A 26,126-nucleotide genomic window follows, 5' to 3' on the forward strand; every position below is an offset into this window, starting at 1 on the left:
GCGAAGGCCGGGGCCCAGCATCGAGCAGGTTGGCGAGGTGCGTGCACCTTTCGAAAGACGCGGCAACTGGGCCCCGGCCTTCGCCGGGGATCAGCGTCGGTTTGCGTAGAGAATTCAAACCCGCTCGACGATCAGCGCGATGCCCTGGCCGCCGCCGATGCACATCGTCGCGAGGCCATAGCGGCCGCCGGTGCGGGCCAGTTCGTGGACCAGCTTGGTGACGATGATCGCGCCGGTCGCGCCGACCGGGTGGCCGAGCGAGATGCCGCTGCCGTTCGGGTTCACGCGTTCGGACTCAAAGCCGAGCGCGTCGGAGACCGCGCAGGCCTGCGCCGCAAAGGCTTCGTTCGATTCGATCACGTCCATGTCGGCCACCGACAGCCCGGCCTTGGCGAGCGCGGCCTGGGTGGCGGGGACCGGGCCCATGCCCATGACGTTCGGATCAACGCCGGCATGGCCGTACGCGACGATCCGCGCCATCGGGGTCAGGCCATGCTCGGCGACGGCCTTCTCGCTCGCCAGCACCAGCGCGGCGGCGCCGTCGTTGATCCCCGAGGCATTGCCGGCGGTGACACTGCCCTCGGGCTTGAAGATCGTGCGCAGCTTGGCGAGGTCGGCGGCATTGGCGTCGGCGCGGACATGCTCGTCGGTGTCGAAGCTCTTGGTTGCGCGGCCGGCCTTCACTTTGATCGGCACGATCTGGCCCTCGAAGCGGCCTTCCGAAATTGCACGCGCCGCACGGGCGTGGCTCTCGGCCGAATAGGCGTCCTGGCGGGCGCGGTCGATGCCGTGGCGCTCGGCGACATTCTCGGCCGTCACGCCCATCAGGCCGCCGCCGAACGGATCGGTAAGCGCGCCGTTGAGGCCGTCGACCACCGTTGCGTCGCCCATCTTCTGGCCCCAGCGCGTGGCTGGGGAATAATAAGGCGCGCGGCTCATCACTTCGCTGCCGCCGGCGACCGCGATCTCGGCATCGCCGAGCATCAGCATCTGCGCGGCGGAGACGATCGCCTGCACGCCCGAGCCGCACAGCCGGTTGACGGTGAGCGCGGGGACTTCCTTGGGGATGCCCGCCTCGATGCCCACGACACGCGCGAGATAGGCGTCGCGCGGCGCGGTGGGAATCACCTGGCCGAACACGACATGGCCGACCGCCTCGGGGGCGACGCCGGCGGCTTCGAGCGCGGCCTTGGTCACCGCGACGGCGAGGCTGGCGGGGGTCTCGTCCTTGAGCGAGCCACCAAAGGTGCCGATCGCGGTGCGACGGGCGGCGACGATGTAGACGGGTGCGGTCATGCGTTCACCTTATCGGCGCGAGCGGCCATTTCGTACTGATATTGCTCTTCGCCGCGCGCGGGAATGACTTCGCCTTCACGCGCGCCGATGTCGGCGAGGCGGTCGAGCAGCGTGTCCGCCACCGTGTCACCATCGCCGAGATAGAGGCCGCGCGTCATGGTCACATGCGCCTGTTCGAAGCTGCCGGCGCCGGCGAGCAGGATCGCGCGGTTGGGCGCGTCCTCGGCGGCCAGCGCGACGATCGCGGGGCTGACCATCGAGGCGTCGAGCCCGGCGAGCATCTCGGGCGAATAGAGATTGTTGGTCATCGCCGTAGCCGCGCTCGGCGCGAGGCTGTTGACGTGGATGCCATAGCGCTCGCCTTCGATTGCCAGCGTCTGCATCAGGCCGACCAGCGCCATCTTGGCGGCGCCGTAATTCGCCTGGCCGAAATTGCCGTAGAGCCCCGACGAGGAGGTGGTGAAGATGATGCGGCCGTAATTCTGCGCGCGCATCGTGTCCCACACTGCCTTGGTGCAATTGACCGAGCCCATCAGATGGACGTCGAGCACCAGGCGGAAATCCTCAAGATCCATCTTGGCGAAGCTCTTGTCGCGCAGGATGCCGGCATTGTTGACCAGGATGTCGATCCGGCCCCAGCGCGCGAGCGTGTCCTCGCACATCGCCTGGACGGCGGCGAAATCGGTGACGCTGACAGTCACGGCCATCGCCTCGCCGCCGTTCGCTTCGATCCGGGCGGCGACGGAGGCTGCTGCCTCCGCATTCATGTCGGCGACGACGATCCTGGCGCCGCGCTTCGCCAGCGCGATCGCATGCGCGGCGCCAAGGCCGGCACCGGCGCCGGTGACGATCGCCACGCGGGTCGAGAGATCGATCCCCATCATATTTCCTTTCAGAGAGTGGCCGCGTCGAGCGACGCGAAATTGCGGTTCGAAGCTGCCAGCTCGACAAGGAGCGGCGCGGGCGCCCAGGCCCAGCCCTGCGGGCCGGCGGCGAAGTCGGCGATGCGTTCGAGGACCTTGGACAGGCCGATCCGGTCGGCAAAGTACATCGGGCCGCCGCGCTCGCCGGGGAAGCCGTATCCGTCGAGATAGACGACATCGATATCGACCGGGCGATAGGCGATGCCCTCGCCGAGGATCTTCGCGCCTTCGTTGATCAGCGCATAGATGCAGCGCTCGACGATCTCCTCGTCGGAGATGGCGCGGCGGGTGATGCCGAGCCGGGCGGATTCGGCTTCGATCAGAGCGTCGATCGCGGGATCGGGCGTGGCGGTGCGGCCGTCGGGATAAAGATAGAAGCCGGCGCCGGTCTTCTGGCCGAAACGGCCGAGCTCGCAGACGAGATCGGGGATCCTCGAATAGGGGCGGTCGGGCTGCTCGATCGCGCGGCGCTTGCGGATGCTCCAACCGATATCCTGGCCGGCGAGGTCCATCACCGCGACCGGGCCCATCGCCATGCCCCAGCGCTTGAGCGCGCCGTCGAGCTGCGCGGGAAGCGCGCCCTCTTCGAGCAGATACCAGGCCTGGCGGAGATATTCCTCGAACATGCGGTTGCCGACGAACCCGTCGCAGACGCCGACCGCGACGGGGCTTTTGCCGATCGCCTTGCCGAATGCCATCGCCGTGGCGAGCGTCTCGGGCGAAGTCCGCTGCCCACGGACGACTTCGAGCAGCTTCATCACGTTTGCGGGCGAGAAGAAGTGGAGGCCGACGACGCGCTCGGGCGTGGCGGTGAAGGCGGCGATCGCGTCGAGATCGAGCGTCGAGGTATTGCTGGCGAGGATCGCATCGGGGCGCGCGACGCGCTCCATGTCTGCGAAGACCTGGCGCTTGACCTCCATGTCCTCGAACACCGCTTCGATCAGCAGGTCCGCATCGGCGGCGGCGTCGATTGCCGCGGCGGCGGTCAGCGCGGCGATGCGGGCGTCGGCGGTTTCGCCGTCGATCCGGCCCTTCTCGACATCGCGGCGGATCGTGCCGGCAATGCTCTTGCCCGCCTTGGCCAGCGCCTCCTCGCGCGGCTCGACCAGCGTCACCTTGAGCCCGGCATTGAGCAGCGCGAGCGCGATGCCGGTGCCCATCAGCCCGCCGCCGATCACGGCGACATGGCCGATCTTGCGCGACTTCACATCGCCCAGTCCGGGGACACGCGCGGCGATGCGGCGACCGAAGAACGCGTGGCGCAGGCCGCGCGATTCTTCGGAGCCGAGGAGTTCGCTGAACAGATCGGCCTCGACCTTGAGCCCGGCGACGAAGTCGTGCGTGCCGATCGCGGCGACGCATTCGACGATGCGGCGCTGGGCAAGACCGCGCGGCTTGGCGCCGGCCAGCACCACGGCGAGATCGGCGGGCGCCGGCATCTCGCCGGTGCGGCGCACCGGCGGCGCGCTTTCGGCAAAGGCGAGCGCGGCGGCCTCGGCATCGGCTGCGACGACGAGGTCGACAATCCCGGCGGCATGCGCCTGGGCGCCGCCCAGCACGCGGCCGCTCAGCATCAGCTCGAGCCCGGCCTTGGCGCCGATCAGCCGGGGCAGCCGCTGGGTGCCGCCGCCGCCGGGCAGTACGCCCAGCGTCACTTCGGTGAGGCCGATCCGCGCGGTCTCGGCAGCGACGCGGTAGTGGCAGGCGAGCGCGAGCTCGAGCCCGCCGCCCATGCACACGCCATTGATCGCAGCGACCACCGGCTTGGAAGAGGCTTCGATGCCTTCGATCATCGCGCGGTTCGCGTCGATCTTGGACGGGTCGCCGTCGAACTCGGTGATCTGCGCGCCGGCGCTGAAGATCCTGGGGCCGCCGCTCACCACGATCGCTGCGACTTCGGGATCGGCTGCCAGCGCGGCGAATGCCTCGGCGATCACGCCGACGCCCGCCACCGACTGGGTGTTCACCGGGGGATTGGAAAACCGCAGCAGCGCCACTGCGCCATGCCGCTCGACCTCGACTTGCAAACCATGTCTCCCATTGGCAGCGTTCGGAGAGGCGACTATCAAATGTTGGATTGTTGGACAAAGGTATTTTGATGGACTTCCCGAAGCTCAGGATCGCGCGTGCCTATGAAGCGGTGCAGCAGGCGCTGGAGGAGGCGATCCTCAGCGGTGCGCTGCCGCCGGGCGAGCCGCTGCCGACCGAGACCGAGCTCGCCGAGAAATTCGGGGTGACGCGCCACACGGTACGCGAGGGGATGCGCGCGCTCGAGCAGAGCGGGCTGGTCAAGCGCGACGCCGGGCGGCGGCTGCACGTGACGCGGCCGAAGCACGACGCGCTCGCCACGCAGAGTTCGCGGGCGCTGCTGATGCAGCAGGTGTCGTTCGGCGAGATCTGGGAAGTGGCGATGCAGCTCGAGCTGCTCGCGATGGACCTGCTCGAAGGCCAGGTCGATGATGCGCTGGTCGGGAAGCTCCAGGTCAATGTCGACGCCATGGCGGTAGCGCTGGACGCGGGCGAGCCGATTGCCGCGCTCGATGTCGAATTCCACGCGCTGCTCGCCCACGCGACGCAGAACCGCGTGCTGCTGATGTCACGCGAGCCGGTGTCGTTGCTATTCTACCCGTCGCTCGACCGGCTGTTCACGCATCCCAGGACGCGCGACCGCTCGCCGCGCCGCATCCTCGAGGCGCACCGGGCGATCGTCACGGCGCTGGCCGGCGGCGACCTTGGGGTCGCGAAGCTGTGGATGCAGCGGCACATGGCGGACTTTCGGCGGGGCTATGAACATGCCGGGCTGCCGCTCGACGCGCCGATCGGCGGGGGCTGATTCAACTCGCCTCAGTCACGACACGGCTCGGCTACACCTACGCAATTATACGAAATGTGCGCGCAAGCCCGGACTCTTACCCTTGCGATTGTTGGTTGGGGAATGGGCATGAGTGACAGCACCTATTTCGCGCAGCGCGCCTCCGAGGCACGGGATGCGGCGATAAAGGCCAAGGGTATGGCGAGCTTCCGCGCGCATATGGGCATGGCGCAGGAATATGAGCGCCGCGCCCGCGGCTTTGAAGCGCGGCATGCCGAGAAGGTCGTGCTCGACTGATTTCTTGAGAATGGCGCACCCGACAGGATTCGAACCTGTGGCCTCTGCCTTCGGAGGGCAGCGCTCTATCCAGCTGAGCTACGGGTGCCTGGAACAGGGCGCCTAGCAAAGCCTTTGCGGCCGCGCCAGTGCCTTCAATGCGCCGCGGCGCTCTTGGGCTTTTTCGGTGGCGGGGTCTTGGGCTTATAGGGGCACAGATCCTCGACCACGCAGCGCCAGCATTCGGGCGTCCGCGCCTTGCAGGTGTAGCGGCCGTGCAGGATCAGCCAGTGATGCGCGTGGAGGCGGAAGGGCTGGGGCACGACCTTGTCGAGCTTCTTCTCCACCGCCAGCACCGTCTTGCCCGGCGCGAGCTTCGTCCGGTTGCCGACGCGGAAGATGTGCGTATCGACTGCGAAGGTCTCTGCGCCGAACGCCGTGTTCATCACCACATTGGCGGTCTTGCGGCCGACGCCGGGCAGCGCCTCGAGCGCGTCGCGGTCGGCAGGGACCTGCCCGCCATGATCGGCGATCAGTGCCTCGGACAGCGCGATGACGTTCTTCGCCTTGGTGTTGAACAGCCCGATCGTCTTGATGTGCTGCTTCAGCCCGTCCTCGCCGAGCGCGACCATCTTTTCCGGCGTGTCGACCTCACGGAACAGCGCGCGCGTCGCCTTGTTCACACCGGCGTCGGTCGCCTGGGCGGAGAGCACCACCGCGACGAGCAGCGTATAGTCGTTGACATATTCGAGCTCGGTCTCGGGATGGGGATTGTCCGCCGCCAGCCGCGAGAAGAACTCGAAAATATCCGCCTTCTTCACCCGCCGAGCACCTGGTCCATTGTGTAGCGGCCCGCCGGCTTGCCCGCGAGCCACAAGGCCGCGCGCACGGCGCCGCGGGCGAAGATCGCGCGGTCGTCGGCGCGGTGGGTGATCTCGATCCGCTCGCCGGGGGTGGCGAAGACGACGCTGTGGTCGCCGACCACCGAACCGCCGCGCAGGCTCGCGAGTCCGATCGTGCCCGCGCAGCGCGCGCCGGTCAGGCCGGCACGGTCGGTCACCTCGGCCTCGGCCAGCGTCGTGCCCATGCCTGCCGCAGCAGCATGGCCGAGCATCAGCGCTGTGCCAGACGGCGCGTCGACCTTGTGGCGGTGGTGCATCTCGAGGATCTCGATGTCCCAGTCGGGCCCAAGCTGCTGCGCCGCCTCGCGCACCAGCCGCTGGAGCAGGCCGATGCCGAGCGAGGTGTTGCCGGTCTGGAGCACGGCGATGTCCTTCGCGGCCGCATCGATCAGCGCATGATGCTGGGGCGAGAGCCCGGTGGTGCCGACCACGATCGGCTTGCCCGCCGCGCGCGCCGCGGCGAGGTGCGCCTCGAGCGCCTGGGGGGCGGAGAAGTCGATCAGCACGTCGGCGCCGGCGGCGACGGTGACCGGATCGTCCTTGGCATCCGCGCCGCCTGCGACCTGTGCGTTCATTTCGGGCGCGACTGCCGCGATCGCCTGCCCCATCCGGCCGAGGCTGCCATAGATACCGATGCTGGTCATGTGCGCTCCTCTGGCACAGGCCGATGCCCGCGCGACAGGATTATTTCGCGTTCGTATCCGCCTTCTTCGGCTTCTTGCCGAGCGGAATCGTGGCGGTGACGAACAGCGCGGGCACGCTGACGCCCGGCGCCACATTGTTCTGGTCCGCCACTACCGTGCCTTTGCCGCCACCGGGCAGACGGAAATCGGGACGCAGCGGCTTTTCGGCCCAGCGCGCCTCGTCGAGCGTGGGAAGCCGGCTGCCGTTCGGATTGCCGCACACCGTGATCGTGTCGCCACCCGGCCGGCATGGGCGCTTCGGCACCATCGCCGCGTCGCCCGCCTCGTCGGGGCTGGGGAAGATCGGCGCGCGGTCCTGCGGCGCGAGGCTGGCGAGGAGGAGCGCGGTGAGCATGGGTGGGAGGTAACGCCCGATTTGCGGCAGGGGCATGGCGATGGCCCTTGTCGCGCGCGGGTGGCGTTGTACGATCCGGCGACTGTCCTTGGGGAGACACGACGATGTGGATCTTGCCGGCCCTGATCCTGCTGGGCCAACCCGCCGCTCCGCAAACCGCGACAGTCTTCGCCACCGTCGGCCACTCCGAATGGTGCCCGGCCGGCAACGTTCAGATCGACCTGGTCACCGGCGACTATACGCTCACGCCGCGTGCAGCGCGTTCCGCCTGCCAGGATCCCAAGCTGGTGCGGCCAGTCCTGCGAGGACGGGTCGATGCCGGGCAGCTCTCGGCAATTCGCGACGCATATCGCCAGGTCGACGCAGAGGGCCTCGATGCCTGCCGCGGGGGCCTGCCGACTGAGATCGTCGTCAGCAACGGCGGCACGCCGATCATGGTGGTGACCAACGGCGTCGGCACCCGGGCGGCGCCGGAGCAGTATAGCTGCTGGAACAAGGCCGCTTTCGCGCTGCATCGCGCGATCGACGCGCCGTTCCAGTCGGCACATCAGCGCTGACCGATGCGCGAGATCCACAACATCGTCATCCTCACCGGCGCCGGGCTTTCGGCGGAGAGCGGCATCGCCACCTTTCGCGGCCCGGGCGGGCTGTGGGAAGGGCATCGGGTCGAGGATGTCTGCACGCCGGAGGCGCTCGCGCAGGATCCCGAACTCGTCCACCGCTTCTACGACGCGCGCCGGGCGAAGCTCGCCGAGGTCACGCCCAATCCAGCGCATGTCGCGCTCGCCCGGCTCGATGCCGAATGGGCGGGCGGGCTGCTGATCGTCACCCAGAATGTCGACGATCTGCACGAACGTGCCGGGGCGAACCGGCTGCTCCATATGCATGGCGAGCTCAAATCGGCCTTGTGCGCGGCGTGCGGCGACAGCGTCGAATGGGAAGGTTCGCTGCCACCGGAGAGCGAATGCCCCGATTGCGGCACCCCGGCGCTCAGGCCCGACATCGTGTTCTTCGGGGAGATGCCCTACCACATGGAAGCGATCGAGCGGGCGCTGGCGGATGCCGATCTGTTCGTCTCGATCGGCACCTCGGGCGCGGTCTACCCGGCGGCGGGGTTCGTGCAGACGGCGCGCTATCACGGGGCGGAGACGCTGGAGCTGAATCTCGATCCGAGCGCGGACAGCAGCTGGTTCGGGGAGACGCGGCTGGGGCCGGCGGGGACTTTGGTGCCGGAATGGGTGGAGCAGCTTCTCGCAGGCCAAGGCTGATCCCCGGCGAAGGCCGGGGCACAGCCTCGGCGCATCTGGTTAGGCGTGGGAACCTCTCGAACGACATTGCAACTGGGCCCCGGCCTTCGCCGGGGTACAAGCAGGGGGTGCCTGCTTGCCGGCGCCGTGCGCCGCCGGTATCCTCGCCCCGTCGAAAAGGACCCGAGCGGCATCGGTAAGCCCGCTCCCTCGCTCCGAGGCTCCGTGTCGCTCCCAGGCGAACCCGCGACAAGCAACCGGCGCACGCCGCCGGGGGCTTGGCGCGCGCATTGTTCATCGCTCGACCGATCCCCCGATGGCTGCGCCCTGACAAGGAGCACGTCCATGCCGATCATTACCACCAACCCCGACATCGTCAGCCAGATCAACGTCTTCGATGTGCCCCAGGGCGGGCAGGAGGCGTTGATCGCCTATCTCGCCGAGGCCGCCCGGACGGCGCGCGAGGTCGAGGGCTGGCTCTCCGCCAGCCTCCACCGCAGCCTCGATGGCACGCGCGTGGTCAATTATGCGCAGAGCGAAGATGCCGACGCCGCGCGCCGGGTATTCGCGCACCTGAAGGCAAAGGGGCTGATCGACGGCAACAAGCGATATGGCGAGGCGCATCCCGGGCTCTACCAGGTCGCCTTCACGCTCGAGACGTAGCGCCGTTCAGGCCGCCGCGCTGTCGTCCTTATCGACGATACCGGCGCGGGCGCGGCGGTCCACGCTCAGTTCGAACACGTCGTGGCGCGCCTGCGCGCCGTCGACGTCCATCGTCGCGAGGCCGCGGCCGACTTCGTCGAGGTCGAGCTCGGCGATCAGGATCTCGGGCGCAGTGCCGGCCTGGGCGATCATCACCCCGTCGGGGGCGAAGATCGCGCTGCGGCCGTGCTGGATCTGGCCTTCGGGCAAGCGGTCGAGCAGCTTGCGCGCCGAGCCGTCGCCGCCGGCGCGCTCATAGCCGGCGATCACTTCCTGCTTGTACTGGATCGTCCCCGCCGCGAGCACGAAGCTGCGCCCTTCAAAGGCGTAATGCGCCGAGGCGAGCATCGCGATGTCGTTGAGTTCGCTCCACGCGGCGATGTGCACCGTCTCGCCTTCATGATGCATCGCGGCGCGGGCGAGCGGCATCCAATGCTCGGTCGAGGCGAGCTGGCCGATCTTGCCCCAGGGCGCGTCGTGCAGCCCCATCGTCGATCCGTCGCCCTGGCCGAGCATTAGCTTCTCGGGCGGCGTGAGCACGAGCTTGCGGTGGCGCAGCACCGGCGCCTTGGGCCGGAACAGGAACTGGGTGGCGTAGAGGCTGCCCCGCACCCGCTCGAAGCCGCCGATCGACACCGCGACATTGGCGATGTCCACGCTCCATTGCAGCGGCTGGAAGCGGGGATCCTCGCCGTGGATCGCCTGGCCCAGCAGCAGCGCGTGCAGCTCGCGCGTGCCGGGATGATCCCAGAGCCGCGCCGGGGCGATATGCTCGAGCCAGGCCGGATAGCCGCCCAGGAAACCCTCGCCGAACGCAACGACGCGCGCGCCCTTCTCGATCGCCTCGCGCGCCTTGGCGATGGCGCGCTCCAGTCCCGCGTCGATGGCGAGCGGAACCGGCGAATCCTGTACGATGGCAACCTTGAGCTTTTGCGTCACTCGACCCAGTCCAACCCGATCTCACGATAAAGCGAACGGTCTTCCTGCCATTCGGGCCTTACCTTCACGTGAAGATAGAGATGAACCTTTACGCCCATGAGACGGGAAAGCTCGGCGCGCGCCTTGGCGCCGATTTCCTTGATGCGGGTGCCGCCCTTGCCGAGCATGATCGCGCGCTGGGTCTCGCGCTCGACCAGGATCTGCTGGTGGATCTCGACCGATCCGTCCTCGCGCTCCTTATATTGCTCGGTCTCGACCGCGCTCGAATAGGGCAGCTCCTTGTGGAGCTGGAGGTAGATCTGCTCGCGCGTCACTTCGGCGGCGATCATCCGGTCGGTAGCGTCGCTGACCTGGTCCTCGGGGAAGTGCCAGGCGCTCTCAGGCATCGCGGCGGCGAGGATCGCCTTCAATTCGGGCACGCCGTCGCCGGTCTGGGCGGAGACGAAATAGGTCTCGTCGAACGGCAGCAGCTCGTTGAGCTTGGCGGCGTGGCCGAGCAGCTTGGGCTTGTCGGCGATGTCGACCTTGTTGAGGATCAGGATCTTGCGCTCGCGCCGTCCGGCCAGGCTCTCGATCACGGTCTTCACCTTCGAGCCGATGCCGCCCTTGCCGTCGACCACCAGCGCGATCAGGTCCGCGCCCTCGGCGCCTTCCCAGGCGGCGGCGACCATCGCGCGATCGAGTCGGCGGTTAGGCTCGAAGATGCCCGGCGTATCGACCAGGATGAGCTGCGCGTCGCCGTCGATCGCGATGCCCATCACCCGGGCGCGCGTGGTCTGCGCCTTGGGGCTGACGATCGCGACCTTCTGGCCGACCAGCGCATTGACGAGCGTCGACTTGCCCGCATTGGGGGCGCCGACAATGGCGATCACGCCGCAGCGCTGGGTTTCGGGATTGGTGGAGTCGTTGGTGTCTTGCATCCCAGCCCCCTACTCCGTTCGCCCCAAGCTTGTCGAACGGGGAGGGCGGCGGCTCATTTTCCGAGCTTCTCTAGCAGCGCGGCCGCTGCCGCGGTCTCGGCTTCCTGCTTGCTCGTGCCTTCCGCGCTGGCATCGGCGAAGGTGCCGATCGACACCTTCACGGTGAAGCGCGGCGCGTGGTTGGGCCCGGAGCGGTCGGTGACTTCATAGTCGGGCGCGCGGCGATTATGCGCGGCGGCCCATTCCTGCAGCGCCGACTTGGGATGCTTGGGCGCGCTGGCATGCGCTTCGATATGCTTCGCCCAGGCCTTGCGGACGAAATCGCGCGGCGGGCCGAAGCCGAATTCGAGATAGAGCGCGCCGATCAGCGCCTCCATCGCGTCGCCGAGCACATTGTCGCTGTCGGCGGCGCCATCGCCGCGCGCCTGCTTGCCGAGGCGCAGCAGCGGCGCGACGCCGACTTCGCGCGCGACATCGGCGCATTGCGCACCGGTCACCAGCGTATTGAGCCGCCGCGAAAGCGCGCCTTCGGGCTCGGCCGGGAAGCGTTCGTAGAGCCATTCGGCGATGGCGAGGCCGAGCACCCGGTCGCCCAGGAACTCGAGCCGCTCGTAATTCTCCGCGGCCTGGCTGCCATGCGTCAGCGCGCGCTCATAGGGCGCCAGGTCCGCCGGGCGCTGGCCGAAAGTCTTGCTGATCCATCCCCCCAGATCGGGAATGCTCAAAAGCCTTCCCCCATCCGGCTCCAGCGCGCCGCGGTGAACCAGGTCCAGGGCAGGAACCAGTTGGCGCTGCCGTCGGTCGACCAGAAGCTCAGCACCGCCTTGCCCTCGATATTCTCCATTGGGACATAGGAGATGCCCTGTTCGACGGGCGGCTGGGCGAAGCGGCTGTCGGTCGAATTGTCGCGATTGTCGCCCATCAGGAAGACATGGCCCGCGGGCACCTGATAGACGTGGTCGCTATTGTCCTGCGGGGTCAGCCCCTGGTCGAGCACGTCATAGGTCTTGCCGCTCGGCAGCGTCTCGCGGAAGCGCGGGATCTTGCACACCGGATTGCCCTTGGCGTCGATCGCCTGGAACAGCGTGTTGCACTCGCGGACATTGGGGGTGATTGGCAGTTCGAGATCGGCGATGCGCTGCTTGGGGATCGCCTTGCCGTTGAGCACCAGCTGGCCGTTGACCATCTGGATCGAATCGCCCGGCAGGCCGATCACGCGCTTGATCCAGTCCTCGCCATTATGGCCCGGCGCCTTGAACACCACCACGTCGCCGCGCGTCGGCGTGCCCGGGAAGATCCGGCCCGGGATCAGCGGCATGCTCCACGGCAGCGAGTGCTTGGAATAGCCGTAGTTCCACTTGGTGATGAACAGATAGTCGCCCACCAGCAGCCGCGGCATCATCGATTCCGACGGAATCGAGAAGGGCGAGAAGATGAAGCTGCGCACCACGAAGACGATCAGGGCGAGCTTGACGAGGAAGACGCCAAGCTCCTTCCACTCGTTCTTGGGCTTTTCCTCCACCACGGCAGCGGGGGCCGGGGTGGCGGGGGTCTCGAGGGACTCGGCAGGCGTGTTTTCCATGGGGTGCTGCTCTGCTTGGGGCGGGCGGTGAGGTCAAGCCGATGAATGGAGTGGCGGTAGCGAAGTTGGGACGATAGGGGCCTAGCTGTTCCAAAGGAGATGAACATGGCATTGCCCGACTGGTCCGCCGTAACGTCGCTCGAAGCGTCGACGCTCACCGAGCTGTTCGCGCGCGACTCGAATCGGGTCGCCGCGCTCTCCACCGATGTCGCGGGTATCCATTTCGACTGGTCGAAGACGCACCTCACGCCCGAGATGATCGCTGCGTTCAGCAAGATCGCCGCGGACATGGGCCTGGTCGCCAAGCGCGACGCGCTGTTCGCCGGCGAGAAGATCAACGTGACCGAGGGCCGCGCGGTCGAGCATACCGCCGAGCGCGGCGAAGGCTCGCCCGAGAGCGTCAGCCGCGCGCAATCCTATCACGCCCGGATGCGCGCGCTGATCGACGCAATCGAGGCGGAAGCGTTCGGCCCGATCCGCTCGATCATCCATATCGGCATCGGCGGCTCGGCGCTTGGCCCCGATTTGCTGGTCGACGCGCTCGGCCGCGATGCCGACCGCTACGAAGTCGCGGTGGTCTCGAATGTCGACGGCGTCGCGCTCGAAACCGCGCTCGACCGCTTCGATCCAGCCACCACGCTCATCGCCATCGCGTCAAAGACCTTCACCACCACCGAGACGATGCTTAACGCCGAGAGCGCGATCTCCTGGCTGATGCAGGGCGGCGTGGCCGATCCCTATGGCCAGCTCATCGCGCTCACCGCGGCGCCCGAAAAGGCGATCGCGTTCGGCATCGACGAGACGCGCGTGCTGCCGTTCAACGAGTCGGTCGGCGGGCGCTATTCGCTCTGGTCGTCGATCGGCTTCCCCGCCGCGCTGGCGCTGGGCTGGGACGCGTTCGAGGAGCTGCTCGAAGGCGCCGCCGAGATGGACCGGCATTTCCGCCTCGCCCCGTTCGAGGCCAATGCCCCGGTGCTCGCGGCGTTCGCCGACCTTTATTACACCCAGGTCCGCGGCTGCGAGACGCGCGCCACCTTCGCCTATGACGAGCGCCTCGGCCTGCTGCCGAGCTATCTCCAGCAGCTCGAAATGGAGTCGAACGGCAAGCGGGTGACCGCCGAGGGCCAGCCGGTGACCTATCCGACCGCGCCGATCACCTGGGGCGGTGTCGGCACCGATGCCCAGCATGCGGTGTTCCAGCTGCTCCACCAGGGCACGCGCCTCGTGCCGGTGGAGTTCATCGGTTCGATCGAGCCGGGCGATGGCCTGGCCGAGGAGCATCACCGCCAGCTGCTGCTCAACATGTTCGCGCAAGGCGCCGCGCTGATGGCCGGCCGCAAGAGCGACGACCTGGCGCGCGACTATCCGGGCGACCGCCCGTCCTCGACGCTGCTGCTCGACACCGTCGATCCGCGCACGCTCGGCGCGATCCTGGCGTTCTACGAGCAGCGTACCTTCGTGAACGCAGTGCTGCTCGGCATCAACGCCTTCGACCAGTTCGGCGTCGAGCTGGGCAAGGAAATGGCCAAGGCGGCGGGTGCCGGCGGCCAGGATTTCGATGCCTCGACCAACGACCTGATCCAGCGAGCCTTCGGATGAGCGGCGACGAGTATGTGTATGACGAGGCGAGCGGGGAGTGGGTCCCCGCCGCCGAAGCCGCTGCCAGTGCCGGCGCCGCCGACACAGTCGAAGTGCGCGATTCGGTCGGCAACCTCCTGCAGGACGGCGACCAGGTCACGCTGATCAAGGACCTGACCGTGAAGGGCGCGGGCCAGACGCTCAAGCGCGGCACGCTGATCAAGTCGATCCGCCTCACCGGCGACGCGCAGGAGATCGACTGCAAGTACGAGGGCATCAAGGGCCTCGTCCTGCGCGCCGAGTTCGTCCGCAAGCGCTGACCCGATCGGGCGCATTGGCATTGTGCCGTCCGCGCCCTATCTCCCGGCCTCGAAACGAGCGGAAGGAAGTGCCGGTGGCCGAATACGACTATGACCTCTTCGTCATCGGCGCCGGTTCGGGGGGCACGCGCGCCTCGCGCGTTTCGGCCGCGCACGGCGCGAAGGTGGCGGTGGCCGAGGAATATCGCGTCGGCGGCACCTGCGTGATCCGCGGCTGCGTCCCCAAGAAGCTGCTCGTCTATGGCGCGCATTTCGCCGAGGATCTGAAGGACGCGCGTCGCTTCGGCTGGAACGTGCCCGAATGCGATTTCGACTGGGCGGTGCTGCGCGACAACGTCATGGCCGATGTCGACCGGCTCAACGGCCTCTACACCCAGACGCTGCACAATAATGGCGTCGAGACCTTTCTCGAGCGCGCCACCGTGACCGGCCCGCACGAAGTGACGCTCGCCTCGGGCCGCAAGGTCACCGCGAAATACATATTGATCGCCACCGGCGCGCACCCGCATGTGCCCGATTTCCCCGGCAGCGACCTCGGCATCACCTCGAACGAAGTCTTCCACCTCGACACGCTGCCCAAGCGCGTGCTGATCGCGGGCGGCGGCTATATCGCCAATGAGTTCGCCGGCATCTTCAACGAGTTCGGCAGCCATGTGACGATGGTCAACCGCACCGATGTGATCCTGCGCGGCTATGATCACTCGATGCGCGACCGGCTGCTCCAGATCTCGCTGATGAAGGGCATCGATTTCCGCTTCCACGCCGAGTTCGTCGGCATCGAGAAGCTGGAGAGCGGCGCGTTCAAGGTGAGCCTGACCAAGCATGAGCCGGTCGAAGTCGATTGCGTGCTGTTCGCCACCGGCCGCGTGCCCAATACCGAGGGCCTGGGGCTCGAGGCGATCGGCGTCCAGCTCGACGACAAGGGCGCGGTGAAGGTCAATGAGGACAATATGTCCTCGATCGATTCGATCTATGCCGTGGGTGACGTGACCAACAGGGTGCAGCTCACCCCGGTCGCGATCCGCGAGGGCCAGGCGTTCGCCGACACGGTGTTCGGCGGCAAGCCGCACCGCGTCGATTATAGCTGCATCCCGAGCGCGGTGTTCAGCCACCCGCCGATGGCCGGCGTCGGCATGACCGAGAGCGAGGCGCGCAACAAGCTGGGCTCGGTGGCGGTCTACACCGCCGACTTCCGCGCGATGAAGAACGTGCTGGCCGACCGCAACGAGCGCGCGCTCTACAAGATGATCTGCGACGGCGTGACCAACAAGGTCGTCGGCCTCCACATGATCGGCCCCGACGCGCCGGAGATTCTCCAGGCGGCAGCGGTGGCAGTGAAGGCCGGGCTGACCAAGGACGCCTTCGACCAGACCGTGGCGCTGCACCCGACGATGTCTGAGGAACTGGTGCTGCTGAAGTGATCAGCCCGCAGCGGGGCAGGTGAGGCGGTCGAGCCTCTTTCCCTGCTGCGGATTGGTGACGTCCATCAGCGTGCCGTCTCCGATGCCGCCGATGTGGTAGCGGACGTCGCATTTCGCGCCTGTTTCGGGGACATCCTTCGGCCCGAGATAGGTGCGATGGAGGCTATAGGTTGCGCCGGCCGCGTCCCGCACGTCGATGCGGAGCACGGTGTGTAGGATGCCTGAGGGCACCGGGATCGGGCCGTGGCCGAGGATGGTCACGCCGCGCAGCTCCACCGTTTCGGGCGGCGCGGCGGCGATCAGCAGAGACAGCAATATCGGCATGGTAGCGTCTCCCGATTCCCCCCTCAGCTGTCGTGCGCGAGGATCTCGTCCGCCTCGTCGAGCGGCACCTTGCCCGCGCGGCGCGAGAGCCAGGTGGTCGCGGCGATATCCCAGGTGACGTTGCCGACGGTGCGCATGATGTCGGGGATCGTCTCGACCGCGACCAGCAGCCCGAGCGGGCTGACCGGCGCGCCGATAGTCGCCGCCACCGGCGCGATCGCGCTGACATAGCTCACCGTGCCGGGCAGGCTGACCGAGCCGAGCGACGTCAGCGTCGCGACGACCACGCCCACCGCCAGCGTGGCGGGGCTGAGCGGGATGCCGAACCATTCGGCGACATAGATGGCGACGGCGAAGTTCATCGCCGGTCCGGTCGCGCGGAAGATCGCCACCGCGAGCGGCAGCGTCACGCCCGAAACCGCGACCGGCACGCCGAGCTTGCCGGTGCCCTCGATCATCACCGGCAGCGTCGCGAGCGAGCTCTGCGTGCTGAGCGCGACGGCCTGGCTCGGCAGCGCGGCGCGGACATAGCGGCCAAGGCCGACGCGCCCGCCGAACACCGCGACCGGATAGGCGAACAGCGTCACGGTGAAGCCGACGCCGGCGACGGTCAGGATGTAATGGATCAGCGCGCCGAACGCGCCGGTGCCGGCCTTGGCGCCGACGACGAGCGCGAGTGCGAACACGCCGAGCGGCCCGACCCACAGCACCCAGTCGATCACCACCAGCATCACGTCGCGGAGTGCCTTGAAGAACTCGGTCAACAGCCGCTGCGCCTCGCCGCCCACCCGCGTCATCGCGAAGGCGAAGATCAGCGAGAAGATGATCAGCGACAGGAAGGCGTTCTCGGCGGCGGCCTTGACGATATTGGCAGGCACGATCGCCGCGAGGAACTCGCCGATCGGCGGCACCGGGCCGATCTTCTCGGCGCCCGCCATCGCGGCGCGCAGCGCGTCGGCCGATTCGCGCGGCAGCGGCGCGATATGCATGAACAGGGGCGTGAGGATCGCGGCCGCGACCGCCGAGAGGAACAGCACGACGACGTAGAGCGCGATCGCCCGGCCGGCCAGCCGCCCGGCCTGCGCGGCCTCGGCAGTGGCGGCGACGCCGGTGATCAGCAGCGCCACGACCAGCGGCACGATCGTCATCTGCAGGCCGTTGAGCCAGGCCTGGCCGATCGGTTGCGCCCATTCGGCGGCGATCAATGCCGATGCGGGCGCCCAGGCGGCGAGCACCGCGCCAAGGATCAGCCCCGCGATCAGGGACAAGAGAATACGGGTTGGTTGCGACATGCTCGCCCTTTTGGAGTTTCCGCGCTAATCGGGTCGCGGTTGAGGACCCGCAAGGTCGCGAGAAAACGGCACATGGCAAGAAAATATTTCGGTACGGACGGAATCCGCGGCGCGACGAACATCTCGCCGATGACGGCAGCAATGGCGATGAAGGTCGGCATGGCCGCCGGCGCGCACTTCCGGCGGGGCGACCATCGCCACCGGGTGGTGATCGGCAAGGACACGCGGCTTTCGGGCTATATGCTCGAAAATGCGCTGGTCGCGGGCTTCACGTCGGTGGGCATGGATGTGGTGCTGGTCGGGCCGATGCCCACGCCGGCGGTGGCGATGCTCACCCATTCGATGCGCGCCGACATGGGCGTGATGATCTCGGCCAGCCATAATCCCTATGCGGACAATGGCATCAAGCTGTTCGGCCCCGACGGGTTCAAGCTCTCCGATGCGGACGAGATGGCGATCGAGGCGCTGATCGATGGCGAAGTGCAGCTGGCACCCTCCGCCGAGATCGGCCGGGCTCGCCGCGTCGAGGACGCACGCGGCCGCTACATCCATTTCGCCAAGTCGACCTTCCCCGAGGAGCTGACGCTCGACGGGCTCAAGATCGTCGTCGATTGCGCCAATGGCGCTGCCTATCAGGTCGCGCCCTCCGCACTGTGGGAGCTGGGTGCCGAAGTGATTGCGATCGGCGTCACGCCCAACGGCAAGAACATCAATGACGGCGTCGGCTCCACCGCGCCGCAGACCTTGTGCGAGACCGTGGTCGCGAGCGGAGCCCATATCGGCATCGCGCTCGACGGCGACGCCGACCGGCTGATCGTGGTCGACGAGAATGGCAAGGTCGTCGATGGCGACCAGCTGATGGCGACGATCGCCGGCGGCTGGGCGCGCCAAGGCCGGCTCGCCGGCGGCGGGCTGGTCGCCACGGTGATGTCGAACCTCGGGCTCGAGCGGCACTTGTCGGCGCAGGGGCTCAGCCTGATCCGCACCAGCGTCGGCGATCGCTACGTGCTCGAGAAGATGCGCTCCTCCGGCTATAATGTCGGCGGCGAGCAATCGGGCCACATCATCCTCTCCGACTATGCCACCACCGGCGACGGGCTGGTCGCGGCGCTCCAGGTGCTCGCCGAGATGGTCCGCGCCGGCGCGCCGGCAAGCGAAGTGCTCCACCGCTTCGACCCGCTGCCCCAGCTGCTCAAGAATGTCCGCTTCAAGGGTGGCAAGCCGCTCGACGATCCGCGGGTGAAGCAGGTGATCGCCGCCGCCGAGGAAGAGCTGGAGGGCAAGGGCCGCCTGGTCATCCGCGCCTCGGGTACCGAGCCGGTGATCCGCGTGATGGCCGAGGGCGATGACCGCGAGCAGGTGGAAGCGGTGGTCGACCGGATCTGCGACGTCGTGCGCGAGGCTGCGGCCTGATGCTCGCGATGCGTCCCGATTGCGAGCGCTGCGGCGTCGACCTTCCGGCCGACGAGGGCGGCGCCTTCATCTGCTCGTTCGAGTGCACCTATTGCGCGGACTGTGCCGATGCGCTCGACGAACGCTGCCCCAATTGCGGCGGCGAACTGTTGGATCGGCCGGCGCGCACGGGTAAGGCGCTGGCGAACAACCCGGCGAGTACCGAGCGCCGCTTCAAGGGTTAGAGACTATGACGCCGCGTATCCTGATCATCGCAGGTTCCGATTCCGGCGGCGGCGCCGGGATCCAGGCGGACATCAAGACCGTCACCATGCTCGGCGGTCATGCGATGACCGCGGTCACCGCGATCACCGCACAGAACACGCTCGGCGTCACCGGCGTCCACCCGATCCCCACCGAGATGGTGCTCGCCCAGATCGAGGCGTGCGTCAGCGACATCGGCGTCGACGCGATCAAGATCGGCATGATCGGCTCGGCGCGCACCGCCGCGGCGGTGGCGGAGAAGCTCAAGGAGCTGCCCGGCATCCCCGTGGTGTTCGATCCCGTCATGGTCGCGTCGAGCGGCGCGACGCTCGCTGACGATGCGACGATCGCGGCATTCGAGCGGCTGATGGACCGCGCCACCGTCGTCACGCCGAACCTGCCCGAGCTCGAGGCGCTGGGCGGCGATGCCCAGGCTTTGGTCAAGGCGCATCGCTGCGCGGTGCTGGTCAAGGGCGGGCATGCTGAGGGCGCGGTGGTCACCGATCGGCTGTGGTCCGCCGACCCCGAGGATCCGCCCGAGATCGAGTGGAGCAATCCGCGCATCGAGACCGATTCGACGCACGGGACCGGCTGCACGCTTTCCTCCGCGATCGCCTGCGGGCTGGCGGTGGAATGGGACCTGCCCGAAGCCGTCCGCCGCGCCCGCCGCTTCGTCCGCATCGCGATGCGCGAGGCGCCGGGGCTCGGTCGCGGTCATGGCCCGATGGGGCATCAGGCGGTGCGGCTCGACCTCAATATGAGCTTCTTCGAGCCGATGCTGAACCAGGTCACCGTCCCCGCGCAGGACCTTGCCGCCAGCGAGCGCTTCTACCGGCTGCTCGGTCTCCGCCAGGTCGTCCGTGCGAGCCCGCGCTATGCCCGGTTCGAGGCCGAGGGCGGGGCCACCTTCAGCATCGCCACCGATCCCGGCTATACCGGCCCGGTCGTCTATTTCGAATGCGGCGACCTCGACGTCACCGTCGCCTATCTCCAGCAGCAGGGCATTCAGTTCGAGCAGGACCCCAAGGACGAGACCTGGGGCTGGCGCGAGGCGCGGCTGCGCGATCCGGCGGGCAATTCGGTTCGTCTCTACCAGGCTGGCGAGATGCGCCGCTATCCGCCATGGCGGGTCGGCGATGCCTGATCTCAAGTTCGAACGGAAATACCAGAAGCTCCACGCCGGCCCGGTTGCCGGGGTGGACGAGGCCGGCCGTGGCCCCTTGGCGGGCCCGGTGGTCGCCGCCGCAGTGATCCTCGATCCCAAATGCATCCCCGATGGCATCGATGATTCCAAGGCACTCACCGCGCTCAAGCGCGAGCGGCTCTGCGCCGAGATCCTCGCCTGCGCCAGGGTCGGCGTCGGCATCGCCACGGTCGAGGAGATCGATCAGCTCAACATCTTCTGGGCGACGATGCTGGCGATGACGCGCGCAGTCGATGCGCTCGGCTTCGTCCCCGCCTTCGTGCTGGTCGACGGCAATCGCTGCCCGGACTGGGGCCATCAGAGCCACGCCGTGGTCGGCGGCGACGCGCTCTGCCTGTCGATCGCCGCCGCCTCGATCGTCGCCAAGCACCGCCGCGACACGATGATGATCGAGCTGGACGCGCTCCACCCCGGCTATGGCTGGGCGAGCAACAAGGGATACGGCGCCAGGGTCCACCAGGAAGCGCTGCGCACGCTCGGCCCGACGCCGCACCACCGCAAGAGCTTCGCGCCGGTCGCCCAGGCGCATTTCGATTTCGGGCCGCGGGTCGCAGCCGGCTAGGCCTCAGGCCGCGGCGAAGAACTCGTCGAGGTCGCTCGGGCAGACGATCGGATCGCGCAATCGCGGATCGCGCGCTGCCTCGAGGAACGCCGCATATTCGGGATGATCCGGCAGGAACACGGCCTTGGCTTCATACTGCGCCTGGCTGAACGTGCCCCAATTGGTGAGCCGCCCGAAATAGACGCTGTTCGCGCCCATCTGCTTGGCCAGGTCGACCAGGTCGCCCATCTCGCGGTAGTTTTCCTGCTGCACGGCGAAGGCGAAGAGATAGTCGTCGACAAGCCCGGCCGCCTTGAGCTCGCCGGCGAACTTCATATTCTCCAGCATCGTCTCCCAGCGCGCGCCGCGGCGCAGCAGCTCGTGCGTCGGCCCGGTCGCGGCGTCGAGGCTGATGCGCAGCGATTCCACCCGGCCGTGCAGGCTCGGGAAGGCATCCCATTGGCGCCGCGTGAACAGCATGCCGTTGGTCATGATGATGAACTTGAGCGCGGGATATTCTTCCACGGTCAGCTGCTCCATCAGCCGGCGGAAGTTCTTGCTGGCGAAGGGATCGCCCGATCCGGTGACGAACACGGTCTTGGCGCTCGTCAGCAGCGGCAGGATCGCGCGCTCCTGCATGTCCTCATAGACCGCGCGCGTCGCGTCGTCGGCGGCATAGCGCTGGGTGCGGCAGCTCGGGCAGGAGAGATTGCAGGTCCGGTCATAGGCGAGGTTCACCATCTCGGGCCCGTGCGGCATTTCGGTCTGGCGCGCCTTGATGATCTCGCCCCAGCGCGGATCGGCCTCCAGCTCGGCGATCGGCTTCAGCGTGCCGCTCATGATCGGCGGGCAGGTGCGCTTGTTGCAATAGCGATAGGAGCCATCGAGCATGCTCGCGCGGATTGCCTGGGCGGTCTCGCCATTCCACACCGACTGCCAGTCGCCGCGCTTCAAGCTGCCCACCGAAGTCGGCAGGAAGCTCGCGCAGCACAGATGCGCGCTGTCCTCGAGCACGTCGAGTTCGGTGAACGGCTTCAGGCACAGCTTGCCCGCCAGCTGGAAGCGCGGGTTCCCGGGATCGAGCCTACCTTCGAGATGGAACAGCGCGCCCTGCACCATCGCCGACTGGCTGTAGCGCGCGGCGAGCGGCGACAGGATCGCTATCACGTCGGCCACATCGCCTTCGGTGGCGGCGCACATGCCGAGCAGGATGCGCAGATTGTCCTTGAAGGCCATGCGCGGCTCGTCGCCCAGGCGGCGCTGGAGCGTCGGCACCAGCATCGGATCGGACGCCATCAGGCTGGGGATGATCTCCCACAGTTCGGGATGGTCGAGCCCGTCCGAGAGCACGCTCAGCATCAGGTCGACGACCTCGCCGGAAGTGGGTGCCGCCGGCTGCGGCTCGGCGACCTGGCTGACCATGTTCATCGCGGTTCTTTCCTGGATTCGGTAGGGAGCGGAGCGGCTCAGATGCCGTCGCGGAAATGGCCCGCCGGGCGCGTCGGGCGGGGCAGTTCCTCGCCATTCTTGCCGCAAAGCCGCTCGGCGCCGCCGAGGCATGTCTGGCAGCCGCGGCTCGCCGCGACGCCGTTCGAAAGCTCGGCGAAGATGCGCAGCGCCTCGGGGCTCTTCAGCGCATCGGCGATGCTCGCATAGTCCGAGAGCGACCCGAAGGTCGCGGTGCTGTTGAGGTCGAGGCAGCAGATGCCGAGCTTGCCGGTGGCGAAGATCGCCAGCGAGGGCGTGGCGGTGAAGTTGCACGTCTCGCGGTTCACCACGCTGCGCGACACCTGCCAGCGCGGGTCATATTCGAACAGCAAATTGGCATAGGAATCGATCGTCCGTGCCGAGACGAACGCCACCTGCGGCGCGCCCTGCGCATCGATCCAGCGCAGGATCGGAAGGTGGTTGCGGTCATGGTGGAACGCATCGGTGAAGGCATGGGCGATCGCGGCGTCCGTATTGACCAGCGCCTCCACGCGCACCTCGGGGGGCGCATTGGCGGCGATCTCGGCAGCGATCGCTTCCCATTTGCGGACATGCGCGATCATCCGCGCCGGCGTGTCGGGGAAAGCGGTGCGGGTCTGCTCGTCGACGCGCATGTCGACATTGGTGTTCGAGACCATCTGGTAGAGCCGCAAATGGCTCGGCGCGCGCTCGTGCACCATCTGGCGGATCAGTGCGGTGATCCGCGTCACCATCGTCTCATAGTCGCCGATCTTGGCGCTGCGCGTCATCTCGTAGCTGTGCTGGCTGTCATTATGCAGCGAGACCGCAATGCCCGAGGGGTAGTTGTGCGAGAGTTGGGCCAGCTTCTTGTCGACCAGCGTCATCCCATGCGTGGTGAACACCGCGGGGAAGGGAAGCTGCTGCTCGCGGATATAGGCGAGAATCTCGGCGATGTTGGGGTGGAGCAGCGGCTCGCCATAGGCGTTGAGCTGCACTGCGCCGACCGAGCAGTTCGCGGCAAGATCGTCGAGCAGCGCCTTGACCTGCTCGAGCGGCAGCCAGGTGCGCGGCTCTTCGCGGAACATGTCCGGGCAGAAGGTGCACTTCTGGTTGCAGTGGTTGGTGATCTCCAGCCACACCGTGTCGAGGTGCGGCTTTCCGCCGACCATCGGATAGCCGGTCTCGCTGCGCGTCTGCAGCAGCAGCTTCGCGATCGCATCGGACTGGTCGGGGTGAAGGAAGGGGAAGGCGCCCGCCCGCAGCCGAATCGCCGCCTCCGCCGCGACTTGCGGGCACAGTGCCACGGCCCAGAGGGTGCGCTGGCGCTCGATCAGAGCATGCTCGCCGCGCGCCATCAGCACTGCGGTCACGGTGGCAAGCTCGCCGGCCAGCGCGCGCTTGTCGGCTTCGACCAGCGGCAGCGCCAGCGCAGTGCAGAGCGCGTCGATCGCCGCCTCGCCTTCGCCGGCCTCGAGCCGCAGGCGCACACAGGCGCGGTGCCGATCGACAGCGAGCGGCGATTGGCGGATCGCTTCCTCGGCCTCCTCGATCGTCTCGGCAGCGGGCAGCGGCGTATTCCACCATAGGTCTATTGCGGTCGAGCAATCGGCGGCGCGGCAGCGGGCGATCCAGGCGGCGTGGCGGATCGCGAAATGCTGCTCGGGGTGGTTGATCTCGGACAGCAGCATGGCCGCGCGCTCATGCGCACCGGCGGCGGTCAGCAGGCCGGTGAGGCACAGCACGCCCTTCACGGTCAGGCCCGCCGGGCTCGGCGGCGCATCACCGAAGATCGCCTGCAGCGTCAGATCGTAGAGCACGCCGGCATAGTCGGCGGGGATGCCGGCAAAGGCCGCATAGGCGTCGGGCGAAAGCGGATCGGCATCGAAGGCGCGGACGATCGCGGCGATGATTTCGTCGAACACCACGCGCATCAGCGGGTCCGCGACGTTCGGCCCGCGCTCGGCCAGCGCCGCCAGGACGGTGGGCACCGCGGCAACACCGTTGATCGCCAGCGCGCCCTTCACCAGCTCCAATACCGATTCGTCGCTGGGCGCTTCGACGGCCACTGCGGCGGAGACCGAACCTTCGTACATCTGCAAGCTCCCACACCCGAAAATGCGTTTCCGGGCGGTCAAAAGGGCATGGTTTCCAGATCTTTATAGAGGTGCGGGGCGGGGCTCCGGGCGCGCAGGGCGGAAAAAATTGCCGGGTGCCCCGCTGCACGCCGCGTCACGAATGAGTCTTTTTCGCCACACCCCATATCTTGTGCCTGTGGATAACTTCCTGACTCAGCATGTGGATAAGTTCGTGGAGCGTTCTACAAGTTAACGGAATCGCAGGTTTTTTCGTTAACCAATCTTCCCTTGACGTGGGGTCGTTCCGCGCCAGAAACCGCCTCTCCAACAAGGGGAAAGAGGTTAATGGGGGTTCTCGAAAAGGGCAGGCTGAAGCCGGCGACGGTTCGCAGCTGGGTAGATGTGCTGCCCTATGACACGATCCTGCAGCAGGATTGCATCGAGGCCATGCGCGCGCTGCCGGCCAAGTCGATCGACTGCATCTTCGCCGATCCGCCCTATAACCTCCAGCTCGGCGGCGACCTCAACCGTCCCGACGGCAGCGCCGTCGACGCGGTCACCGACGAATGGGACAAGTTCGACAGCCTGGCCGCCTATGACGCGTTCACCCGCGAATGGCTGGCCGAGGCGCGCCGCATCCTGAAGGACGATGGCTCGATCTGGGTGATCGGCAGCTATCACAACATCTTCAAGGTCGGCTCGGCGATCCAGGACCTCGGCTTCTGGATCCTCAACGACATCATCTGGCGCAAGGCCAACCCGATGCCCAATTTCAAGGGCACCCGCTTCACCAACGCGCATGAGACGCTGATCTGGGCGTCGACCGGCGAGAAGGCGAAATACACCTTCAACTATCGCTCGATGAAGACGCTCAACGACGAGCTGCAGATGCGCTCGGACTGGGAATTCCCGATCTGCGGCGGCCAGGAGCGGCTCAAGAAGGGCGGCACCAAGGTTCACCCGACGCAGAAGCCCGAGGCTCTGCTCTACCGCCTGCTGCTCGCCAGCACCAAGCCGGGCGACGTCGTGCTCGATCCCTTTTTCGGCACCGGCACCACCGGTGCGGTCGCCAAGCGGCTTGGCCGCCGCTGGATCGGCATCGAGCGCGAGAGTGCCTATGTCGAGGCGGCGCAGGAGCGCATCGCCGCGGCGCTGCCGCTCGACGAATCGGCGCTCAAGACGATGCAGGCGCCCAAGAGCCAGCCGCGCGTCGCCTTCGGCCAGCTGGTCGAGAATGGCTATCTCAATCCCGGCACCGTGCTGATGGACACCAAGCGCCGCTGGCGCGCGACGGTCGGCGCCGATGGTTCGCTGACCTGCGAGGGCCAGACCGGCTCGATCCACAAGATCGGCGCGACGCTGCAGAACGCGCCGTCGTGCAATGGCTGGACCTTCTGGCATTACGAAGCCGCCGACGGCCTCAAGCCGATCGACGCGCTGCGCCAGACCTACCTGCTGGCGACGCAGCCCTGACGCACCTGTTCCCCTCCCTGGAAGGGAGGGGCTAGGGGTGGGTGGGCCTCAACAGGCGGTGGTGCTCGTGGAGAGCAACCCACCCCCCCCGCCCCCTCCCTTCCAGGGAGGGGAGTAGAAGTTTCCGCTTCCAATGTAGGATTTCGTCTGAGACGG

General features: G+C 67.6%; 27 protein-coding genes and 1 tRNA gene. 13 read left to right on the forward strand and 15 right to left on the reverse strand.

Going from position 1 to position 26,126, the window contains the following annotated elements:
- Positions 1–114: 114 nt before the first annotated feature.
- From bktB to HZY97_RS16680, 3 genes are read right to left on the reverse strand one after another with little or no spacing between them, the layout of a single operon-like run.
- Entirely contained in the window at positions 115–1,296 is a 1,182-nt protein-coding gene (gene bktB, locus HZY97_RS16670; protein WP_180146336.1) for a beta-ketothiolase BktB, read from the reverse strand.
- Entirely contained in the window at positions 1,293–2,177 is an 885-nt protein-coding gene (locus HZY97_RS16675) for an SDR family NAD(P)-dependent oxidoreductase (RefSeq protein WP_180146339.1), read from the reverse strand. The genes bktB and HZY97_RS16675 overlap by 4 nt, the downstream gene beginning before the upstream one ends.
- A gap of 11 nt (positions 2,178–2,188) precedes the next feature.
- The gene (locus tag HZY97_RS16680) at positions 2,189–4,246 is read right to left on the reverse strand and encodes an FAD-dependent oxidoreductase (RefSeq protein WP_180146342.1); all 2,058 of its coding nucleotides are present in this window, start codon (positions 4,244–4,246) and stop codon (positions 2,189–2,191) included.
- 71 nt (positions 4,247–4,317) lie between these two features.
- On the opposite strand from HZY97_RS16680, the gene HZY97_RS16685 reads away from it, so the two are divergent.
- Both HZY97_RS16685 and HZY97_RS16690 read left to right on the forward strand, forming a co-directional pair.
- Complete coding sequence (locus tag HZY97_RS16685; RefSeq protein WP_218943128.1) at positions 4,318–5,052, forward strand: FadR/GntR family transcriptional regulator; 735 nt, start codon at positions 4,318–4,320, stop codon at positions 5,050–5,052.
- 108 nt (positions 5,053–5,160) lie between these two features.
- Positions 5,161–5,328, forward strand: a complete 168-nt coding sequence (locus HZY97_RS16690; RefSeq protein WP_180146345.1) for a hypothetical protein — start codon at positions 5,161–5,163, stop codon at positions 5,326–5,328.
- Positions 5,329–5,339: 11 nt separating this feature from the next.
- Here the strand turns inward: HZY97_RS16690 and HZY97_RS16695 are convergent.
- From HZY97_RS16695 to HZY97_RS16710, 4 genes are all read right to left on the reverse strand, one after another.
- Positions 5,340–5,416, reverse strand: a tRNA-Arg gene (locus HZY97_RS16695).
- 46 nt (positions 5,417–5,462) lie between these two features.
- Positions 5,463–6,128, reverse strand: coding sequence for an endonuclease III (nth, locus tag HZY97_RS16700; RefSeq protein ID WP_180146347.1), 666 nt, complete (start codon positions 6,126–6,128; stop codon positions 5,463–5,465).
- Positions 6,125–6,853 (reverse strand): 4-hydroxy-tetrahydrodipicolinate reductase, encoded by a 729-nt coding sequence (gene dapB, locus HZY97_RS16705; protein ID WP_180146350.1) that lies wholly within the window; start codon positions 6,851–6,853, stop codon positions 6,125–6,127. Before dapB ends, nth begins: the two co-directional genes overlap by 4 nt.
- A gap of 40 nt (positions 6,854–6,893) precedes the next feature.
- Positions 6,894–7,247 carry a hypothetical protein gene (locus tag HZY97_RS16710; RefSeq protein WP_180146353.1) on the reverse strand — a complete coding sequence of 118 codons (354 nt, stop codon included), beginning with the start codon at positions 7,245–7,247 and terminating at the stop codon, positions 6,894–6,896.
- Between the two features lie 104 nt (positions 7,248–7,351).
- Between HZY97_RS16710 and HZY97_RS16715 the strand changes: the two genes are divergently transcribed.
- From HZY97_RS16715 to HZY97_RS16725, 3 genes are all read left to right on the forward strand, one after another.
- Positions 7,352–7,804 (forward strand): hypothetical protein, encoded by a 453-nt coding sequence (locus tag HZY97_RS16715; protein ID WP_180146356.1) that lies wholly within the window; start codon positions 7,352–7,354, stop codon positions 7,802–7,804.
- A gap of 3 nt (positions 7,805–7,807) precedes the next feature.
- Positions 7,808–8,515 carry an NAD-dependent deacylase gene (locus tag HZY97_RS16720; RefSeq protein ID WP_180146357.1) on the forward strand — a complete coding sequence of 236 codons (708 nt, stop codon included), beginning with the start codon at positions 7,808–7,810 and terminating at the stop codon, positions 8,513–8,515.
- Between the two features lie 324 nt (positions 8,516–8,839).
- Positions 8,840–9,157: an antibiotic biosynthesis monooxygenase family protein gene (locus HZY97_RS16725; protein WP_180146360.1), complete on the forward strand. Its 318-nt coding sequence runs from the start codon at positions 8,840–8,842 to the stop codon at positions 9,155–9,157.
- A gap of 6 nt (positions 9,158–9,163) precedes the next feature.
- Here HZY97_RS16725 and HZY97_RS16730 read toward each other — a convergent pair whose 3' ends face one another.
- Genes HZY97_RS16730 through lepB form a run of 4 tightly spaced genes read right to left on the reverse strand, consistent with a single transcriptional unit; the run spans position 9,164 to position 12,637 of the window.
- Positions 9,164–10,135, reverse strand: coding sequence for a nitrilase-related carbon-nitrogen hydrolase (locus HZY97_RS16730; protein WP_180146363.1), 972 nt, complete (start codon positions 10,133–10,135; stop codon positions 9,164–9,166).
- Complete coding sequence (gene era, locus HZY97_RS16735; protein ID WP_180146367.1) at positions 10,132–11,055, reverse strand: GTPase Era; 924 nt, start codon at positions 11,053–11,055, stop codon at positions 10,132–10,134. The genes HZY97_RS16730 and era overlap by 4 nt, the downstream gene beginning before the upstream one ends.
- 53 nt (positions 11,056–11,108) lie before the next feature.
- Positions 11,109–11,774 carry a ribonuclease III gene (rnc, locus tag HZY97_RS16740; RefSeq protein WP_373684431.1) on the reverse strand — a complete coding sequence of 222 codons (666 nt, stop codon included), beginning with the start codon at positions 11,772–11,774 and terminating at the stop codon, positions 11,109–11,111.
- Positions 11,775–11,776: 2 nt separating this feature from the next.
- On the reverse strand, positions 11,777–12,637 hold the full coding sequence (gene lepB / locus HZY97_RS16745) for a signal peptidase I (protein WP_180146370.1): 861 nt from the start codon (positions 12,635–12,637) through the stop codon (positions 11,777–11,779).
- A gap of 105 nt (positions 12,638–12,742) precedes the next feature.
- Between lepB and pgi the strand changes: the two genes are divergently transcribed.
- From pgi to gorA, 3 genes are all read left to right on the forward strand, one after another.
- Entirely contained in the window at positions 12,743–14,236 is a 1,494-nt protein-coding gene (gene pgi, locus HZY97_RS16750; protein ID WP_257215140.1) for a glucose-6-phosphate isomerase, read from the forward strand.
- Complete coding sequence (locus HZY97_RS16755) at positions 14,233–14,535, forward strand: alkylphosphonate utilization protein (protein WP_180146376.1); 303 nt, start codon at positions 14,233–14,235, stop codon at positions 14,533–14,535. The genes pgi and HZY97_RS16755 overlap by 4 nt, the downstream gene beginning before the upstream one ends.
- A 74-nt stretch (positions 14,536–14,609) precedes the next feature.
- The gene (gene gorA, locus HZY97_RS16760; RefSeq protein ID WP_180146379.1) at positions 14,610–15,956 is read left to right on the forward strand and encodes a glutathione-disulfide reductase; all 1,347 of its coding nucleotides are present in this window, start codon (positions 14,610–14,612) and stop codon (positions 15,954–15,956) included.
- On the opposite strand, the gene HZY97_RS16765 is transcribed toward gorA, so the two are convergent.
- Positions 15,957–16,280 (reverse strand): hypothetical protein, encoded by a 324-nt coding sequence (locus HZY97_RS16765; protein WP_180146382.1) that lies wholly within the window; start codon positions 16,278–16,280, stop codon positions 15,957–15,959. It lies immediately after the preceding gene.
- 23 nt (positions 16,281–16,303) lie between these two features.
- A complete protein-coding gene (locus tag HZY97_RS16770) occupies positions 16,304–17,572 on the reverse strand; it encodes a dicarboxylate/amino acid:cation symporter (RefSeq protein WP_180146385.1) in 1,269 nt (422 codons plus the stop codon).
- Positions 17,573–17,644: 72 nt separating this feature from the next.
- Here HZY97_RS16770 and glmM point away from each other — a divergent pair, with 72 nt between their 5' ends.
- Genes glmM through HZY97_RS16790 form a run of 4 tightly spaced genes read left to right on the forward strand, consistent with a single transcriptional unit; the run spans position 17,645 to position 20,994 of the window.
- Positions 17,645–18,985, forward strand: coding sequence for a phosphoglucosamine mutase (glmM, locus tag HZY97_RS16775; protein WP_180146388.1), 1,341 nt, complete (start codon positions 17,645–17,647; stop codon positions 18,983–18,985).
- Positions 18,985–19,209 (forward strand): DUF1272 domain-containing protein, encoded by a 225-nt coding sequence (locus HZY97_RS16780; protein ID WP_180146390.1) that lies wholly within the window; start codon positions 18,985–18,987, stop codon positions 19,207–19,209. Before glmM ends, HZY97_RS16780 begins: the two co-directional genes overlap by 1 nt.
- A gap of 5 nt (positions 19,210–19,214) precedes the next feature.
- A complete protein-coding gene (thiD, locus tag HZY97_RS16785; protein WP_180146393.1) occupies positions 19,215–20,372 on the forward strand; it encodes a bifunctional hydroxymethylpyrimidine kinase/phosphomethylpyrimidine kinase in 1,158 nt (385 codons plus the stop codon).
- Complete coding sequence (locus HZY97_RS16790; protein ID WP_180146396.1) at positions 20,365–20,994, forward strand: ribonuclease HII; 630 nt, start codon at positions 20,365–20,367, stop codon at positions 20,992–20,994. Before thiD ends, HZY97_RS16790 begins: the two co-directional genes overlap by 8 nt.
- A 3-nt stretch (positions 20,995–20,997) precedes the next feature.
- On the opposite strand, the gene HZY97_RS16795 is transcribed toward HZY97_RS16790, so the two are convergent.
- Both HZY97_RS16795 and HZY97_RS16800 read right to left on the reverse strand, forming a co-directional pair.
- Positions 20,998–22,401, reverse strand: a complete 1,404-nt coding sequence (locus HZY97_RS16795) for a radical SAM protein (protein WP_180146399.1) — start codon at positions 22,399–22,401, stop codon at positions 20,998–21,000.
- A gap of 38 nt (positions 22,402–22,439) precedes the next feature.
- Positions 22,440–24,515: a radical SAM/SPASM domain-containing protein gene (locus HZY97_RS16800; protein WP_257215159.1), complete on the reverse strand. Its 2,076-nt coding sequence runs from the start codon at positions 24,513–24,515 to the stop codon at positions 22,440–22,442.
- 327 nt (positions 24,516–24,842) lie between these two features.
- On the opposite strand from HZY97_RS16800, the gene HZY97_RS16805 reads away from it, so the two are divergent.
- On the forward strand, positions 24,843–25,970 hold the full coding sequence (locus tag HZY97_RS16805) for a site-specific DNA-methyltransferase (protein ID WP_180146404.1): 1,128 nt from the start codon (positions 24,843–24,845) through the stop codon (positions 25,968–25,970).
- The last annotated feature ends 156 nt before the right edge of the window (positions 25,971–26,126 follow it).

Source organism: Sphingomonas sp. R-74633 (assembly GCF_013416555.1).
In the GTDB taxonomy this organism is placed as follows: Bacteria; Pseudomonadota; Alphaproteobacteria; order Sphingomonadales; family Sphingomonadaceae; genus Sphingomonas.